Below are 15,027 nucleotides of genomic sequence, written 5' to 3' on the forward strand. Positions count from 1 at the left end.
GTAGCGGCCCCATGGGTGGCCACCGATGGTATCCTGCGGATTCTGCACGGCTCTGGTATCACTCACGTCTATATCCTGCCTCGTTCCTCTCAAGCTACACCGTAGGTTGTTACCGGTGGGTAACTGTAAGAATAGAACCATGACTGAAGCCGAGATATTTCCTGCCCCCGTCGTTTTGTGGTCGCGGCCAGAGGGAGACCGCGCCGGCAAGCCACTGCTGGTGATGCTCCACGGCTATGGTGCCAACGAGCAGGATCTCCTGGGACTTGCTGACATGCTGCCGGCGGACTTCGCGGTGGCGTCCGTCCGGGCACCCATCGCCATGGGTCCCGGCTTCACCTGGTTCCCGCTGACCGGCTCCATCGAATATTCGCTCGACGCCGTCAAGACCGCCTCCGCCTACTTGCTGGACTGGCTGGACACCGTCAAGGCCAACCACGCATCTGTTACGCTGCTGGGCTTCTCCATGGGGATGGCCATGGCCACCACACTGCTGCGGCAGCGCCCCGCTGACTTTGCCGCCGTCGTCGGGCTTTCCGGATTTGCGGTCGACGCCGGTGCTGACGACGGCTTTCGCGACAGCGAGCTGGACGGCACAGTCCCGTTGTTCTGGGGACGCGACCAGCAGGATCCGGTCATCACTCCGGACAAGATCGAATTCACGATGGGCTGGGTACGCGGGCATGTAAAGCTGAGCAAGGTTCTTTACACGGGTATGTGGCACGGTATCAACGCGCAGGAGATCGGCCATGTATCCGAATTCCTCACACATGAGGTGCTGAACAAATAAGCCAGCGGCGTCTCAGCCCTTGAGCGGGTGGACGTCAGGGGGCTGCGGGCGCGCTGATCCGCACCGTGCGTCCGTTCACCGTGACGGTGTCACCGTTGTGAAGCTGGCGGCCGCGGCGGTCGTCGATCTCGCCGTTGACCTTGACCAGGCCGCCCTTGATCAGTTCTGCCGCCTCCACACCGTCTTCGACCAGGCTGGCAAGCTTCAGGAGCTGACCCAGCCGGATCATGTCGTCGCGGAGGGTGATTTCTTCAATTTCCTGGTTGCTCATACAAGTAATAATGCCTGACGTAAGGTGGATCCAATGACGCCCGCACCCCGCCTTCCGCTGTTTGCCGGTCTGCCGATGGCTATCGGTGCCGGGCTGGCTATTCCGGTCCAGGGACGGATCAACGGGGCGCTGGGCGTGCGGCTGGATGATGGAATCGCTGCCGCAGTGGTGAGCTTCAGCATCGGACTGGTCCTTATGACCGCCGTCTCCCTGGCGCTTCCCACCGGACGCGCCGGACTCGCCAGGATTCTCCCGGCGCTCCGTGAGCGCCGTTTTCCGCCGGTCTACGTGCTGGCGGGAGGCATCGGCGCCTTCTTCGTATTTGCCCAGTCCTTCACAGTCGGCATACTGGGCGTCGCACTCTTCACCGTGGCCACGGTCACCGGGCAGACCGTCAGCGGACTCCTGGTGGACCGGCTGGGCATCGGGCCGGCCGGCAAAAAGGCAGTCACCGGCATCCGCGTGATCGGCTGCGTCCTGACGATTGCCGCCGTGGCCTGGGCGGTTTCGCCGCGTTTCGGGCCGGGCAGAGGCCCGGACGACGGCGGCCCGGCCGGGTTGTTTCTGCCCCTCCTGCTTCCCGTTCTGGCCGGGTTCCTGATGAGCTTCCAGCAGGCCATGAACGGCACCGCCACCGTCCACTACGGCACACCGATAGCGGCCACGCTGGTGAACTTCATTGCGGGCACCGCCGTCTTGTGGACTGCGTGGCTGATCAAACTGGCGGTGGCAGGGCCGGGCAACGGGTTGCCGGGGGAGTGGTGGTACTACCTCGGCGGTCCCATGGGCTGCGTCTTCATTGCACTGGGCGCGCTGCTGGTGCGGAGTCTGGGAGTGCTCATCACGGGGCTGGGGATGATTGCCGGCCAGCTTCTTGGATCCCTTGGACTGGACCTGCTGTTTCCTGCCCCGGGGAGCGTTGTGGCGCTGGCCACCGTTCTGGGTACGCTGCTCACGCTTGGCGCGATTGTGCTGGCCACGCTGCCGTGGCCGCGGGGAGCCTTCAGGCGTTAGGGGCCGGTAGGCTAGGACACGCAGCTTCCTGCACAGATTCCCCTCGCACACCCCCGCCCGGCAACCAGCCGGGGACCCGGGGCCACAAACCGCGGACCGCACCCAGCGGCCCTGTAGAAAATTGGAGTTCCCATGGCAGTAAAATCCGTTCTTGACCAGGTCATTTCCCTCTCGAAGAGGAGGGGTTTCGTTTTCCAGGCCGGTGAGATCTATGGTGGCTCCCGGTCTGCGTGGGACTACGGGCCGCTGGGTGCCGAGCTGAAGGAAAACATCAAGCGCCAGTGGTGGCAGTCCGTGGTCCGCGGACGCGACGATGTGGTGGGGCTGGACTCCTCGGTCATTCTGCCCCGCCAGGTCTGGGAGGCCTCCGGCCACGTCGACGTTTTCTCCGATCCGCTGGTCGAGTGCCTCTCATGCCACAAGCGCTACCGTGCCGACCACCTCGAGGAAGAATACGAGGAAAAGAAGGGCCGCCCCGCAGAGAACGGTCTCAAGGACATCGCGTGCGCCAACTGCGGCACCCGCGGCGAATGGACGGAGCCCCAGCAATTCTCCGGTCTGCTCAAGACCTTTCTGGGTCCGGTGGCGAGTGAAGAGGGCATGCACTACCTGCGCCCGGAAACTGCCCAGGGCATTTTTGTGAATTTCAACAACGTGCTCACCACGTCCCGGAAGAAGCCGCCGTTCGGTATCGGCCAGATCGGCAAGTCCTTCCGGAACGAGATCACACCCGGAAACTTCATTTTCCGCACCCGGGAGTTCGAGCAGATGGAGATGGAATTCTTCGTTGAGCCCGGCACTGACGAGCAGTGGCACGAATATTGGATGAAGGAACGCATGGACTGGTACACCGGCCTGGGCATCCAGGCTGAGAACCTGCGCTTCTTTGAGCACCCGCTGGAGAAGCTCAGCCACTATTCCAAGGGCACCACGGACATCGAGTACCGCTTCGGCTTCCAGGGCTCCGAATGGGGCGAGCTGGAAGGCATCGCCAACCGCACCGACTTCGATCTTTCCACCCATGCTAAGGCCTCCGGAACGGACCTGAGCTACTTCAACCAGGCCACCAACGAGCGCTACACACCGTACGTGATTGAGCCCGCCGCCGGCCTGACCCGTTCGTTTATGGCTTTTATGATCGATGCCTACACTGAGGACGAGGCCCCCAACGCCAAGGGTGGCGTAGACGTCCGCACCGTGCTGAAACTGGATCCACGGCTGGCCCCGGTCAAGGCGGCCGTGCTTCCGCTGAGCCGCAACGAGGACCTGTCCCCGAAGGCAAAGGACCTGGGCGCCCAGCTGCGGAAGAACTGGAACATCGACTTCGACGACGCCGGCGCTATTGGCCGGCGCTACCGCCGCCAGGACGAGATCGGCACCCCGTTCTGTATCACCGTGGACTTCGAAACCCTTGACGACCAGGCCGTCACCATCCGCGAACGCGACACCATGAACCAGGAACGCGTCTCCCTGGACAAGGTGGAGGGTTACCTGGCGGCCCGCCTGATCGGGGCCTAGCCGTGGCCATCGAATACCGCGAATGGCGCGAAGGAGATGATCTCGCGCTGCTGGAGATCTGGGGTGACCCGGAAACGTTCCAGGCCAGTCAGTTCCGCAGCGCATTAGCACTGTCTGCTTCCGGCGATAACGGAACGCCCTGGCGCCGGTGCATCGTCGCCGAGGATGTGGTAGGCGGGATCGGCATTCCGGTGGCTGCCGGCGTGGTGTATGAGGCGTCCCTGCATCCGGAACGGCTCTGGGCCTATATCGAAGTGGACCGGGACCACCGACGCTCCGGGATAGGTGCGACGCTCCTGACCATGCTGCGCCGCGAAGCGGAACAGTCGCCGTCGGGAGTCAGCAAGCTGCGTGCGAAAGTTCAGCCCGGAACCCCGGGTGCTGCGTTCGCGGAAGCCTTTGGCCTGAAACCCATCCAGAGTTCCCGCCTGATCGTAGTTGAGCCGGGAGCGCTGCGTCTGCCCGTCTTCCCGTCAGGCAACGATGGCGGACGGCCAGCGAACGATGAGGACGCCGGTTCTGACGTGGTGATGGATCTGGCCACCGGTTCGGTTGAACTCACGGATGTGGTGGGACGGTACTACGCTGCGATCCACGAGTGGGATTCTCCCGGCATCCTGTCCGTGGGGCAGGTGCAGAAGCTGTTCCTGGACGAACTCACGGGCGCGCACGGTGCGATTGTGCTGCGGGCCGAGCCTGCGTCGGCATTTGGATCGGGTGTGGCTCCCAGCAAGAAGGGCCGTATCCGTGCCTTCGCGGTGAGCTATGCCGATCCGGCACAGGGAGCAACTGACCAGGCCGTGGCTGCGGGCGCCACCGACGTATTTCTGGGCCACGAGCCTGCTCTGGACGCCGATAACGCGACGGAAGCGGTTCGTGACCTGCTGTCGCTGATCGCGTATCAGCACCCGGTCGTGCTGGAACTGGACGATTCGATGTCAGCGCTGCGCGCCGCCGTCGAACCTCTGCTGGAAAACGGTCAGGCCCGGAAAGCAAGCCCGGAGACTCTGATCGTTTCCGACTGACCGCCGGCCGCGACTGACTCGCAGAAAGTGCCGTTTTGAGCGGGCGTGCTCTAAGGGACACCGGCTGCGAGTCAGATGGGCGGCAAGCGTGACAGCGCCGGTGGACGCTAGTTGGGCGTATCCGCCTGTTTGGGACCCCGACGGCGCCCGTTGGCGGCGTCGTCTGCGTCCAGCTTCCGGCGTTCCTCCTCGGACGGGGCGCCGCCGCCCAGATCGGCCGGCATCCACCACTCGCCGGGTTGGGCGGGAACCGGGAAGTCTGCAATTCCGGCATCGATGCAGAGCTGCAGTTCTGCCCGGAGACGGGACGTCGCAGCATCCGTGCCACTCTCCGGAGGGAACCGCAATGCCTCGCCGATATGAACACGGACCGGTGCTTTCCACGCACGGCGTGCCGAGAAGCCATGGTCACGGGTCATGAGCCGGTGCGAGCCCCAGACGGAGACAGGGATGATGGGCACTCCGGCCTCCGCAGCCATTCGGGCAGCGCCGGTCTTGCACTCGCGGCCCTTGAAACTCCGGCTGACGCCTGCTTCCGGGAGAATAGCGAGATATTCGCCGGCCCGGAGTTTGGCGACAGCGAAATCATAGGCCCCGGGTCCTTGAGCTGTAACCCACCACAATATGGCCGGTAGCGCTGATGGCGGGGCCGGCAAACCAGTGGTCCGCCCTACCCTGATGGATCATAAAGCGCATTTGCGCACGAGCGTGCTTCCACAGGACCAGCTCTTCAAGGCAAAGTCCAGGTAGCCGAAATGTGTGATGGCGATGATGGCGCCCTGGCCCGGCGCAACCTGCCGGGATGCGCCGTGACGGTACCCCGGCGCCGCCAGATACTCATCGCCTGAGACGATGACGGGCATCTGGAAGAGCCAGCGCAGCAGCAACCCTGAGCGGACGATGATCCGGTAGAAACGGTCGTTGGGCTGGGGCCGCCAAGTCATGATGCGGACTCCTCTGCCTGTAGTGGCGGGCAACTGGTGCCGTGAGCGCCGGGAGCAGTAGCAACCAAGGCCGGGGAAACGGACTCACAGCACCACCGGTATGGAGCTTGCCGAAGAGGGAATCAGCCGGCCGAGCACCGGATCATCGGGAACCGGAAACCCGGTTTTCTCGCTGAAGGCCCTTAGCACGAAGCCCGTGGTCAGGGCGTTCCAGACCGCCAGCCGGCGGAACATAAAATGCCCGGCACCTTTGAGCGAAACGTACTGCAGCGATTCGGTTTCGGGCGCTGCACGGCGGGCGAACTTCAACGATTCCGCCGGGCTAGTCAAGCGGTCCTCTGTGCCGTGAACAATCAGCACCTTCCGGCCGGCGACTCTGGCGGCGGGTGTCTCCCCGCTGAGCCATGGGGCGAGGGCCACTACCCCGTCAACCTGCGGGTCATCGGCGGCGCAGACGGCCGTCAGGCCACCCATGGAATGGCCAACGAGGTAGACGGGCACGCCCGGGTGCTCCTGGCGGATCCTGCCCAGCGCCCAGCGTGCGTCCTGCAGCGGGGACATGTCTTCACCATTCCAGCCCCGCACGCTGTTCCGGAGCGACCACACGGCAAGTCCATGCCGTCCGCCTGCCCGTTGCAGGTGACGGGCCACCGGGACCATCCTGGCCGGGCTGAGGTTTCCGGCCCGGACGCGATTGTAGCTGCGCGAACGTCCGCCGTGCAGCAACAGCACCACACCTTTTGTCTGACCGGAGGCCGCCCGCACCGTGAGCGCCGGTTCGGGGACGCTGCCGGCGTTGCGGCGTGGTGCCCCTGGTACGGCGTCGCCGCGTTCATCTGTCCTGCGGTTGGCCATGGGTGCTTCCTCCAGACTCATTGGTGGTCCATTTACCAACCTTATGGTGCCGGACGTAGAGTTCAAGGCATGAGGTCAAACTGCTGATGGGCGCCGGACACTCCCACGGTCATACCGGTCATTCGGAGCCGACCGCCCAGGCGGTTGCTGCCAGGAAGCGGGCCAACTGGATTCTGGCGGCGGTGCTGGTCCCGCTCACTTTGTTGACCATCGCAGCCATGGCTGCCATGTGGCCCTCCGGCAGCAAAGAGGGGCTCACGTTGGCCAGCCCGTACGCGGCGGCCCCTGGTGTCACATTCGACACCGGTAAGATCCAGCGCGTAGTGGAGGAGAGCTGCACCCAGGGGAGCACCGCCGCCGGGATTGCCCCAGCGCAGGGTGGGCAGGAAACGCCGAAGGGCTCGGATTGCACTTTCGCCTTCACCGAGCCGGACAAGGGCGGGAGTCCCGTCAAGGTGGTAATTAATCCGGACGTGGCCAAGTCCCATGGCGTCAAGGCGGGGGACAACATCCGCTACCTGAACCTCTCCAATGCCCAAGGTGCTTCGGCAGGGCAGGGCGCACCGGCCTATGTCTTTGTGGATTTTGTCCGCACGCTGCCCATTGTCCTGCTGGCCCTCCTGTATGCGGTGGTGGTGATCGCAGTGGCACGCTGGCGTGGACTCCGGGCACTGATCGGATTGATCGGCGCATACTTTGTGCTGGTGGGTTTTATCCTGCCGGGGCTGGTGGAAGGGAAGCCGCCGTTGCTGCTGGCGCTGGTGGGCTCCACAGTCATCATGATCGGGGTCCTGTACTTTGCCCACGGTTTCTCGGCCCGGACGTCCACTGCTTTGCTCGGAACCATGTTCGGGCTTGGCATCACCGCGCTCCTTGCCTCCTGGGCCACGGATGCAGCGAATCTGGCCGGTGTGGGCAGCCACGATGCCTCCACCCTGATGAACATTTCAGACCATATCTCCATCTCCGGCATCATTCTGTGCGGACTCATCATTTCCGGACTGGGTGTCCTGAACGACGTCACCATCACACAATCCTCCGCCGTGTGGGAGCTCTATGAGCTGGCACCCAACACGAATGCCCGGAAGCTCTTCACCTCGGCCATGCGGATCGGCCGCGATCACATCGCTTCGACCGTGTACACGATCGCCTTCGCCTATGCCGGTGCGGCGCTTCCTATCCTGATCATCGTTATGCTCTATGACCGGCCGTTGGGTGAGGCACTCACCAGCGCCGAGCTTTCAGAGGAAGTGATCCGGACCCTGGTCGGTTCAATCGGCCTGGTCCTTGCGATCCCCGTGACAACGCTGATTGCGGTTCTGGTGGTCAAGGCGACCGGTATCCGGGTAGCGCAAGGGGCGGAAGGACGGGCGGTCCAGGACCGCGTCACTGTTGATCCGGACGACGTCGGTGACACAGGTGCGCTCGCAGCGGCAGCTGCCGTGGCTTCGGGGACAGAGCTGATCCAAGAGGCGCCCGCGTTGGGGCCGGATTCCCGCCGAGGACGCCGGGCAGACCGCCGCTGACCCGGCGCCCGCCCCGATTTGCCCGGATTTGAGACAATGGACTGGTGACTGTCGTAGCAACCCCTCCCGCCCCCAAGCTGGAACTTCCCCCTCTTAAACTCGGCCCCATCACGGTGGATACCCCCGTGGTCCTGGCGCCGATGGCCGGCATCACCAACTCTGCCTTCCGCCGGCTATGCCGTGAATACGGCGGCGGACTGTACGTGGCAGAGATGGTCACCTCCCGTGCACTGGTTGAACGCACGCCGGAGTCGCTGCGCATTATTTCCCACGACGACGACGAAAAAGTCCGCTCCGTCCAGCTCTACGGCGTGGATCCGGTCACCGTCGGCCAGGCTGTCCGCATGCTGGTGGAGGAGGACAGGGCAGACCACATCGACCTCAACTTCGGCTGCCCGGTACCCAAAGTCACCCGCCGCGGCGGGGGAGCAGCCCTACCCTGGAAAATCGATTTGTTCACCTCCATTGTCCAGACGGCCGTTCGCGAAGCGTCCAGGGGAAACGTGCCGCTGACCATCAAAATGCGCAAAGGCATCGATGAGGACCACCTGACGTACCTCGAGGCTGGCCGGATCGCCCGCGATTCAGGTGTTGCCGCCGTCGCGCTTCACGGCCGCACTGCCGCGCAGTTCTATTCGGGCCAGGCGGACTGGTCCGCCATCGCACGGCTCCGTGACGCGCTGCCGGACATCCCGGTTTTGGGCAACGGGGACATCTGGTCCGCTGAAGACGCCGTCCGGATGGTCCGCGAGACCGGTGTGGACGGCGTGGTGGTGGGCCGTGGCTGCCAGGGCCGGCCGTGGCTCTTCGGTGATCTGATGGCTGCCTTCGAGGGCAGCGAGGAACGGCACAAACCCGCATTGCGCCAGGTAGCTGAGGGCGTCTACCGGCACGCACAGCTGATGATTGAAACATTTGGCGATGAAAACAAAGCACTCCGCGAAATCCGCAAGCACATGGCCTGGTACTTCAAGGGCTATGTGGTGGGCAGCGACCTGCGCACCAGGCTGGCAATGGTGACCACGCTGGAAGTGCTGCGCGAGACGCTGGACCAGCTGGATCTCGAGTCCCCGTACCCGGGTGTCGACGCGGAGGGGCCGCGCGGGCGGGCAGGCTCGCCCAAACAGCCGGCGCTGCCCAAGGACTGGCTGCTTGACCGCACCATGGACGCGGACCAGTCCCGCGACATCTCGGCAGCAGAGCTGGACGTTTCAGGTGGCTGACGCCAGGACTGCCGCTCCGGTGCTGCCCGGCTACGATGCGCGTGACTCTGCCCGCTGGGTGGAAGAACCGGCAAAGAACAACTACCGATCAGACTTCGAACGTGACCGGGCGCGGGTGCTGCATTCCTCGGCACTGCGCCGGCTGGGTGCCAAAACCCAGGTGGTGGCGCCGGATACGGACGACTTCGTGCGGACGCGGCTCACCCACAGCCTCGAGGTGGCACAGGTGGGGCGGGAACTCGGACGCGCGCTCGGCTGCGACCCCGATGTGGTTGATACGGCCTGCCTCAGCCATGATCTTGGCCACCCGCCGTTCGGGCACAACGGTGAATCGGCTCTTAACGAAGTGGCGCACGGGATCGGTGGCTTCGAGGGAAACGCCCAGACGCTCCGGCTGCTGACACGGCTGGAGCCCAAAGTGCTGGACTCCGCAGGGAATCCGGCGGGACTCAATCTGACCCGGGCCAGCCTCGACGCCGCAGCCAAGTATCCGTGGTCTGCCCTGGACGCGCCTGTGATCCACGGGCAGCGCACCAGCAAATTCGGCGCCTATGAGGACGATCTGCCCATCTTCAACTGGATCCGGGAAGATGCGCCCGTCCGCCGTTCCTGCCTGGAAGCGCAGGTCATGGACCTCGCCGATGACATTTCCTACTCAGTGCACGACGTCGAGGATGCCATTGTGGCCGGCCATTTCCAGCTGCGCTGGATGGATAACCCGGACCACCGCGCAAGGGTGGTGGGCTACGCCAAGCAGTGGTACCTGCCGCACAATGACCCGGCGGCGATTGACGCCGCGCTTGCCCGGCTCGAGGCGACGGATGTCTGGGTCCGCGAGGCCGACGGCAGCCGCAAATCAATGGCCGCGCTCAAGGACATGACCAGCCAGTTCATTGGCCGGTTCTGCCAGAGCGCGCTGGAAACCACCCGCGCCGTCTACGGGCCGGAAAACCTGACCCGCTACAACGCCGAGCTGATGGTTCCGGACGAGACCGTGATGGAAATCGCGGTGATGAAAGGCCTGGCCACCACGTTTGTCATGACCACCGATCACCGGCAGCCCATATACGAGCGCCAGCGGGAAGTCCTGCACGCCTTGGTCACTGCGCTCAGCGCCACAGGGGACCGGAACCTGGAGCCCATGTTTGCCGCTGACTGGAGGGATGCGGCCGACGACGGTGCGCGGCTCCGCGTGGTGGTGGACCAGGTGGCATCGCTGACGGACGGCTCTGCCCTGGCCATGTATGAACGGCTGGTCGGCAGCCTGCCGTCGCTTTGGTGACGTTGACCGCAGACGGTGTGCCGCCGTCGTACGCTCTGTTCCTTTCACAGCCGGGCACTAGGATGGCACTGTGGCTGGGCTGATCAAACGTGAAGATATCGACGAAGTACGCCAGCGCACGGACATCAAGGAAGTAGTCGACGGTTACGTCACCCTCAAGGGCGCCGGGCTGGGAACGTTCAAGGGCCTGTGCCCCTTCCACGACGAGCGCTCGCCGTCGTTCACTGTCCGTCCTCAGGTGGGAAGGTATCACTGCTTCGGCTGCGGCGAGGACGGCGACGTCATTGCCTTTGTGCAGAAGCTGGACCACACCTCCTTCCACGAAGCGGTGGAAAAGCTCGCCGCCCGGATCGGCTTCGAGCTGCGCTACGAGGACGGCGGCACCGGGCCCAGCCGGGAGGAAGTCGGCAAGCGCCAGCGGCTTCTGGATGCCCACAAAATTGCTGACGAATTCTTCCGTGCCCAGCTGCTGACGCCCGGTGCCGCAGAGGGCAGGGCCTTCCTGCAGGGCCGCGGTTTCGACCGGGCGGCGGCCGACCAGTTCGGTGTGGGCTATGCCCCGCAGGGCTGGGATGCGCTGCTCAAGCACCTCCGCGGCAAGGGATTCACAGATCCCGAACTCAAGCTGACGGGCATGTTTTCAGAAGGCAACCGGGGAATCTACGACCGATTCCGGGGCCGCCTGATCTGGCCTATCCGGGATATCGCAGGGGACACCATCGGCTTCGGCGCCCGCAAGCTTTACGAGGATGATCAAGGACCCAAGTACCTCAACACTCCCGAAACCACGCTCTACAAAAAATCCCAGGTGCTTTACGGGATTGACCTCGCCAAGCGCAACATCGCCAAGGACCGCCAGCTGGTGGTGGTGGAGGGCTACACGGATGTGATGGCCTGCCACCTCGCGGGAGTCCCGACGGCGGTGGCCACCTGCGGTACGGCCTTCGGCACCGAGCACATCAAGATCGCCCGCCGGTTGCTGTCCGACGACGGCACCGGGGGAGAAGTCATCTTCACTTTCGACGGCGACGCAGCCGGGCAGAAGGCGGCCCTGCGGGCCTTCGAAGAGGATCAGCGCTTTGTGGCCCAGACATATGTTGCCGTTGAACCGGGAGGAGCGGACCCCTGCGAACTGAGGCAGGCCAAGGGCGATGACGCCGTACACGCCCTGGTGAAGTCACGCCGTCCGCTGTTTGAGTTCGCCATCCGCACCACGCTCAAACAGTTCGACCTTGACACCGTGGAAGGCCGGGTGCGGGGCCTGAACGCCTCCGCGCCGGTGGTGGCAGCTATCCGCGACGTGTCAACCAGAACCGGCTACTGCCAGGCCCTGACCGGTTGGTTGGGAATGGCAGATCCCAACGAGGTCCTGCGCGTCGTTAATGCCGCGGCAAAACGTGCGGCCCAGGGGGCGCCCCGCGGTGCTTCACCGGCCGCCGCTGCTAACGCGGGGAGCCCTACGAACGGTGGGGCGCCCGGGGTTGCCGCCCTGCCGTCGTCGGGTGTTGTGCCGTCGTATAATCGCCCGGATCCTCGGGATCCGGTGGCTTCGATGGAACGGCAGGCGCTGGAAGTCGCGCTCCAGGAGCCTGGCATGCTTGAGGGCGAAACCTGGCAACGCTTCACCGACGCGCGGTTCCTGACACCGGCCTACCAGGCCGTCCACGATGCCATCAGGGCGACGGGCCTGGATCATGCCGGGGATCCTGTGCGGTGGGTTGAGCAGCTCCGCCAGGAGGTCCCGGAGCCGCTCCGGGCGCTGGTTTCCGAGCTTGCCGTGGTGCCGCTGCCGGCCAACACCGCCGAAGGCGTGCAGAAATACTGCAAGGACATTCTGGCCCGCCTGTTTGAACTGCAGATCACCAGGGTCAAGGCGGACAAGATGGGGCAGCTGCAGCGGCTCCACTCCTCGGCGGATCCCGAGGACTTCCAGCGGCTGAACCGCGAGCTGATGCTGCTCGAGATGGAGCGGCGTTCACTGCGTTCTGACTCCTGAACAGGGCTGACCGCTGCGGCCGGGCAGTCAATTTCGTTTCCCGGCCAGGTGTTTGCTAGGCTTATATCCGCTTCATTCCTCCTTAGCTCAATTGGCAGAGCATTCGACTGTTAATCGAAGGGTTGCTGGTTCAAGTCCAGCAGGAGGAGCGCGCAGTCCCCGTTCCGGGTCGCCGGGACGGGGACTTTTTTATACCCGCAGGGGTATTTGCCTTGCGTCACAGAGCCGATTTCCATAGCGGCGAAACCTTTGCTAATGTCATAGCTGCTTCATTCCTCCTTAGCTCAATTGGCAGAGCATTCGACTGTTAATCGAAGGGTTGCTGGTTCAAGTCCAGCAGGAGGAGCTTAGCTCCGGAATCCCCGTCCTCCACGTGAGGGCGGGGATTTTTCGCATTCAAGACACCGGAGTGTCTGCACTGAATGAAGGCTCGATCATCCGGATGGCTGCGTCCATGGAATGCCCGGAGTGTGGGAAATTACGGGATATCCGCCCCGGCAACGCATTACCTGAGGAAGGGCAGATGGAGATGATCTGTGAAGACTGCGATCACGTAGTCGACGTTGCGGCCATCGTTAGAACCAGGCGTAGCGACGCAACCGATACCTTCCCTGATCAGTAGTCGGCCCGACGAATGCTATCCATTTTCGAAGGCTTGCGCCGCTCATGGTGGCAACTCGGGCACCAGCAGCGGATAACCCTGCGTCAGGGAAACCGGAACTTCCTGCTCACCATTCCCCGAAATATCGACGCAAGGTATGTCCAGGGCCGGCTTCGCGTGATTCCCGAGTTGAAAGGCACAAGATCAGGCGTGTTCGGCACCGGAGACAGCCGGGCCTATCTGGATTTCTGCATCATGCTCAATCGGCAGGGGAAGTTTCAGGGTATCGGCGTTCCCGACGAATACCACCGCCAGGGATGGGCGAGCGACATAGTACGGGCGATCCTAAGCCACTACCCGGACATCGGCTTCCGGAACAGCTCCCTCAACGAAATGTCCGGGCCTTGTTCATGAAACTCCACGCCGAGATGCCCCAACAATCGCCCCGGTCAAACCCCACGCCGACGGGGGCTACGAAGTCCTCCGGGCCACGGCTCCCTGCCGTGATGAGTAATTACTCAAACGCATGAGCAGGCCGAGGCTCTGCGTGCTGCGCGCCGAGCAGTCGCCACCGCGAAAGAAGCCTCGACCGGGCCGCCAAGTAACGACGTTTCCCGGCCATTGCGCTGCTCGGCAGCCGTGTCGCCAATCCCCTTGGCAGCTGCTTGATCATTCAGCACCCAGGGCGGCAAGTTCGGCCTCGTCGAACAGGAAACTCACCGGGACATTCCGGCGTGCAACCAGCATATCCAGGGCGACGAAGTGTTGCCGGCGAGCTCGATCACCAACTCGGCTACGCCGTCGGGGCCGTTGCGTTCGAGCGGATCCAGGACCAGAGTGCGCATCCGTCCGGACAAAGGTCCGGGGCCTTCGGATTCATCGGCGGCTATGCGCGTCACCGTCACCGCTGCGAGGCCCGCGTGATCATAGATCATGGCCCAACGCTACGCCCGCACTCCCTGAATCGCGCCTCCAGCGGCCGCATGCAGGCTATTCGCCGTCCGTGATGCTGACCAGTAGCCAGGCGGGGGAGCGAGGATCCCGCCGCAGGTGAAAGGTCCGCAGCTGCGCCCGTGAACTAAGGCGCATTATCTCCCCCTCAAACAGCGTTAACGCAGGTCAGCGCCGAAGGACATTGCAAGGCACGTTGGCCGCGTCCGGATCGGGTGTGAACGAGTCACCGAAGCGGTCAGGCGGCCAGCCGCGGAGATGTCGCCGCCCACCAGCCCCAGCGGCTGAACCAGTGGGAGGATTCGGTGTCAGGGTCAACGGCCCGGGGTGTCTAGGACTCGACGAGCGTCAGGATTGTTTCCGGGCGGACGCCGTCGAATTTCATCGCATCGGCCGCAGCTTCGGACTCCATCATTCGCTGGAACGTATCCATGTCGGGGACTTGGACGATTAGGCCTACACGGTGGGTCTTCGCCGGGTCGATGAACGTTCGAACCGTGATGCCCAGAGGGCCGAAGATTTCTTCCCGTTTTGGTGAGCTGAGCCAGTGCTCAACGTCGTCGACCTCGTGGAAGATCATTATTGTTGGCATCGTTGCCTCTGCTTTCTGAAGTTGCGTCAGGAGCCGGATTGGAGAGAAACCGCGTTAGGACATCGTGATCACGCTGAACGTACCATGGCCTCGATTGCAGCGATAGGGAAGAGAAACGACGGTGCGGCCCCTCACAAGCCGGCCAGCCCAGAAGATAGTGAAGGTACCGGCTGGCTGCGGAATGCAGATCGAAGCTGTCAGCATCGACGACGGTCCAGGAGGGTCCGTCGGTTCTGTGCGAAACACCGAACGGGATCCACCGTGAAGCGTCGTGTGGGGTCAGCGGGGTCAGGTATTGCGCTTTACGAACGAAGCTCGAAGGGGTAGATAATTCGTGGTGCCCGGGGGTAGCCGTTGGTCGCAGTTGGAAATATGGCGCAAGGCGGGGAAGAACACAACCGGGCGCGGCATGGTCATGGCGCTGAACCGGGTCTCGGAG

14 protein-coding genes and 2 tRNA genes are annotated in these 15,027 nt (G+C 63.8%); 10 read left to right on the top strand and 6 right to left on the bottom strand.

Translation table 11 applies throughout. The features are described from left to right. Positions 1–139: 139 nt before the first annotated feature. Positions 140–790, top strand: a complete 651-nt coding sequence (locus ACQCST_RS07965) for an alpha/beta hydrolase (protein ID WP_426998738.1) — start codon at positions 140–142, stop codon at positions 788–790. A gap of 34 nt (positions 791–824) precedes the next feature. Here the strand turns inward: ACQCST_RS07965 and ACQCST_RS07970 are convergent, their stop codons facing one another. Next, on the bottom strand, positions 825–1,061 hold the full coding sequence (locus tag ACQCST_RS07970) for an RNA-binding S4 domain-containing protein (protein WP_426998739.1): 237 nt from the start codon (positions 1,059–1,061) through the stop codon (positions 825–827). Positions 1,062–1,094: 33 nt separating this feature from the next. On the opposite strand from ACQCST_RS07970, the gene ACQCST_RS07975 reads away from it, so the two are divergent. The 3 genes from ACQCST_RS07975 (at position 1,095) to ACQCST_RS07985 (ending at position 4,618) form a co-directional block, all read left to right on the top strand. Beyond that, on the top strand, positions 1,095–2,075 hold the full coding sequence (locus ACQCST_RS07975; RefSeq protein ID WP_426998740.1) for a DMT family transporter: 981 nt from the start codon (positions 1,095–1,097) through the stop codon (positions 2,073–2,075). Between the two features lie 132 nt (positions 2,076–2,207). Then, positions 2,208–3,593 carry a glycine--tRNA ligase gene (locus ACQCST_RS07980; protein WP_426998741.1) on the top strand — a complete coding sequence of 462 codons (1,386 nt, stop codon included), beginning with the start codon at positions 2,208–2,210 and terminating at the stop codon, positions 3,591–3,593. A gap of 2 nt (positions 3,594–3,595) precedes the next feature. Next, positions 3,596–4,618, top strand: a complete 1,023-nt coding sequence (locus ACQCST_RS07985) for a GNAT family N-acetyltransferase (protein ID WP_426998742.1) — start codon at positions 3,596–3,598, stop codon at positions 4,616–4,618. Between the two features lie 107 nt (positions 4,619–4,725). Here ACQCST_RS07985 and ACQCST_RS07990 read toward each other — a convergent pair whose 3' ends face one another. The 3 genes from ACQCST_RS07990 to ACQCST_RS08000 form a co-directional block, all read right to left on the bottom strand. Then, the gene (locus ACQCST_RS07990; protein ID WP_426998743.1) at positions 4,726–5,274 is read right to left on the bottom strand and encodes a lysophospholipid acyltransferase family protein; all 549 of its coding nucleotides are present in this window, start codon (positions 5,272–5,274) and stop codon (positions 4,726–4,728) included. 27 nt (positions 5,275–5,301) lie between these two features. Further along, the gene (locus ACQCST_RS07995) at positions 5,302–5,562 is read right to left on the bottom strand and encodes a hypothetical protein (RefSeq protein WP_426998744.1); all 261 of its coding nucleotides are present in this window, start codon (positions 5,560–5,562) and stop codon (positions 5,302–5,304) included. 84 nt (positions 5,563–5,646) lie between these two features. Further along, entirely contained in the window at positions 5,647–6,417 is a 771-nt protein-coding gene (locus ACQCST_RS08000) for an alpha/beta hydrolase (RefSeq protein ID WP_426999115.1), read from the bottom strand. An 86-nt stretch (positions 6,418–6,503) separates the two neighbouring features. On the opposite strand from ACQCST_RS08000, the gene ACQCST_RS08005 reads away from it, so the two are divergent. The 6 genes from ACQCST_RS08005 (at position 6,504) to ACQCST_RS08030 (ending at position 12,790) form a co-directional block, all read left to right on the top strand. Next, positions 6,504–7,943: a YibE/F family protein gene (locus tag ACQCST_RS08005; RefSeq protein ID WP_426998745.1), complete on the top strand. Its 1,440-nt coding sequence runs from the start codon at positions 6,504–6,506 to the stop codon at positions 7,941–7,943. Positions 7,944–7,987: 44 nt separating this feature from the next. Continuing rightward, positions 7,988–9,166, top strand: a complete 1,179-nt coding sequence (gene dusB, locus ACQCST_RS08010) for a tRNA dihydrouridine synthase DusB (protein ID WP_426998746.1) — start codon at positions 7,988–7,990, stop codon at positions 9,164–9,166. Beyond that, positions 9,159–10,448: a deoxyguanosinetriphosphate triphosphohydrolase gene (locus ACQCST_RS08015; RefSeq protein ID WP_426998747.1), complete on the top strand. Its 1,290-nt coding sequence runs from the start codon at positions 9,159–9,161 to the stop codon at positions 10,446–10,448. Before dusB ends, ACQCST_RS08015 begins: the two co-directional genes overlap by 8 nt. Positions 10,449–10,518: 70 nt before the next feature. Then, the gene (gene dnaG, locus ACQCST_RS08020) at positions 10,519–12,444 is read left to right on the top strand and encodes a DNA primase (protein ID WP_426998748.1); all 1,926 of its coding nucleotides are present in this window, start codon (positions 10,519–10,521) and stop codon (positions 12,442–12,444) included. A 76-nt stretch (positions 12,445–12,520) separates the two neighbouring features. Beyond that, positions 12,521–12,593, top strand: a tRNA-Asn gene (locus ACQCST_RS08025). Positions 12,594–12,717: 124 nt separating this feature from the next. Beyond that, positions 12,718–12,790: transfer RNA gene (locus ACQCST_RS08030), tRNA-Asn, on the top strand. Positions 12,791–13,761: 971 nt separating this feature from the next. Here the strand turns inward: ACQCST_RS08030 and ACQCST_RS08035 are convergent. Then, entirely contained in the window at positions 13,762–13,980 is a 219-nt protein-coding gene (locus ACQCST_RS08035) for a hypothetical protein (RefSeq protein ID WP_426998749.1), read from the bottom strand. Between the two features lie 347 nt (positions 13,981–14,327). Then, positions 14,328–14,588 carry a hypothetical protein gene (locus tag ACQCST_RS08040; RefSeq protein WP_426988064.1) on the bottom strand — a complete coding sequence of 87 codons (261 nt, stop codon included), beginning with the start codon at positions 14,586–14,588 and terminating at the stop codon, positions 14,328–14,330. Positions 14,589–15,027 lie beyond the last annotated feature (439 nt).

Source organism: Pseudarthrobacter sp. N5 (assembly GCF_050157035.1).
Taxonomy (GTDB): Bacteria; Actinomycetota; Actinomycetes; order Actinomycetales; family Micrococcaceae; genus Arthrobacter.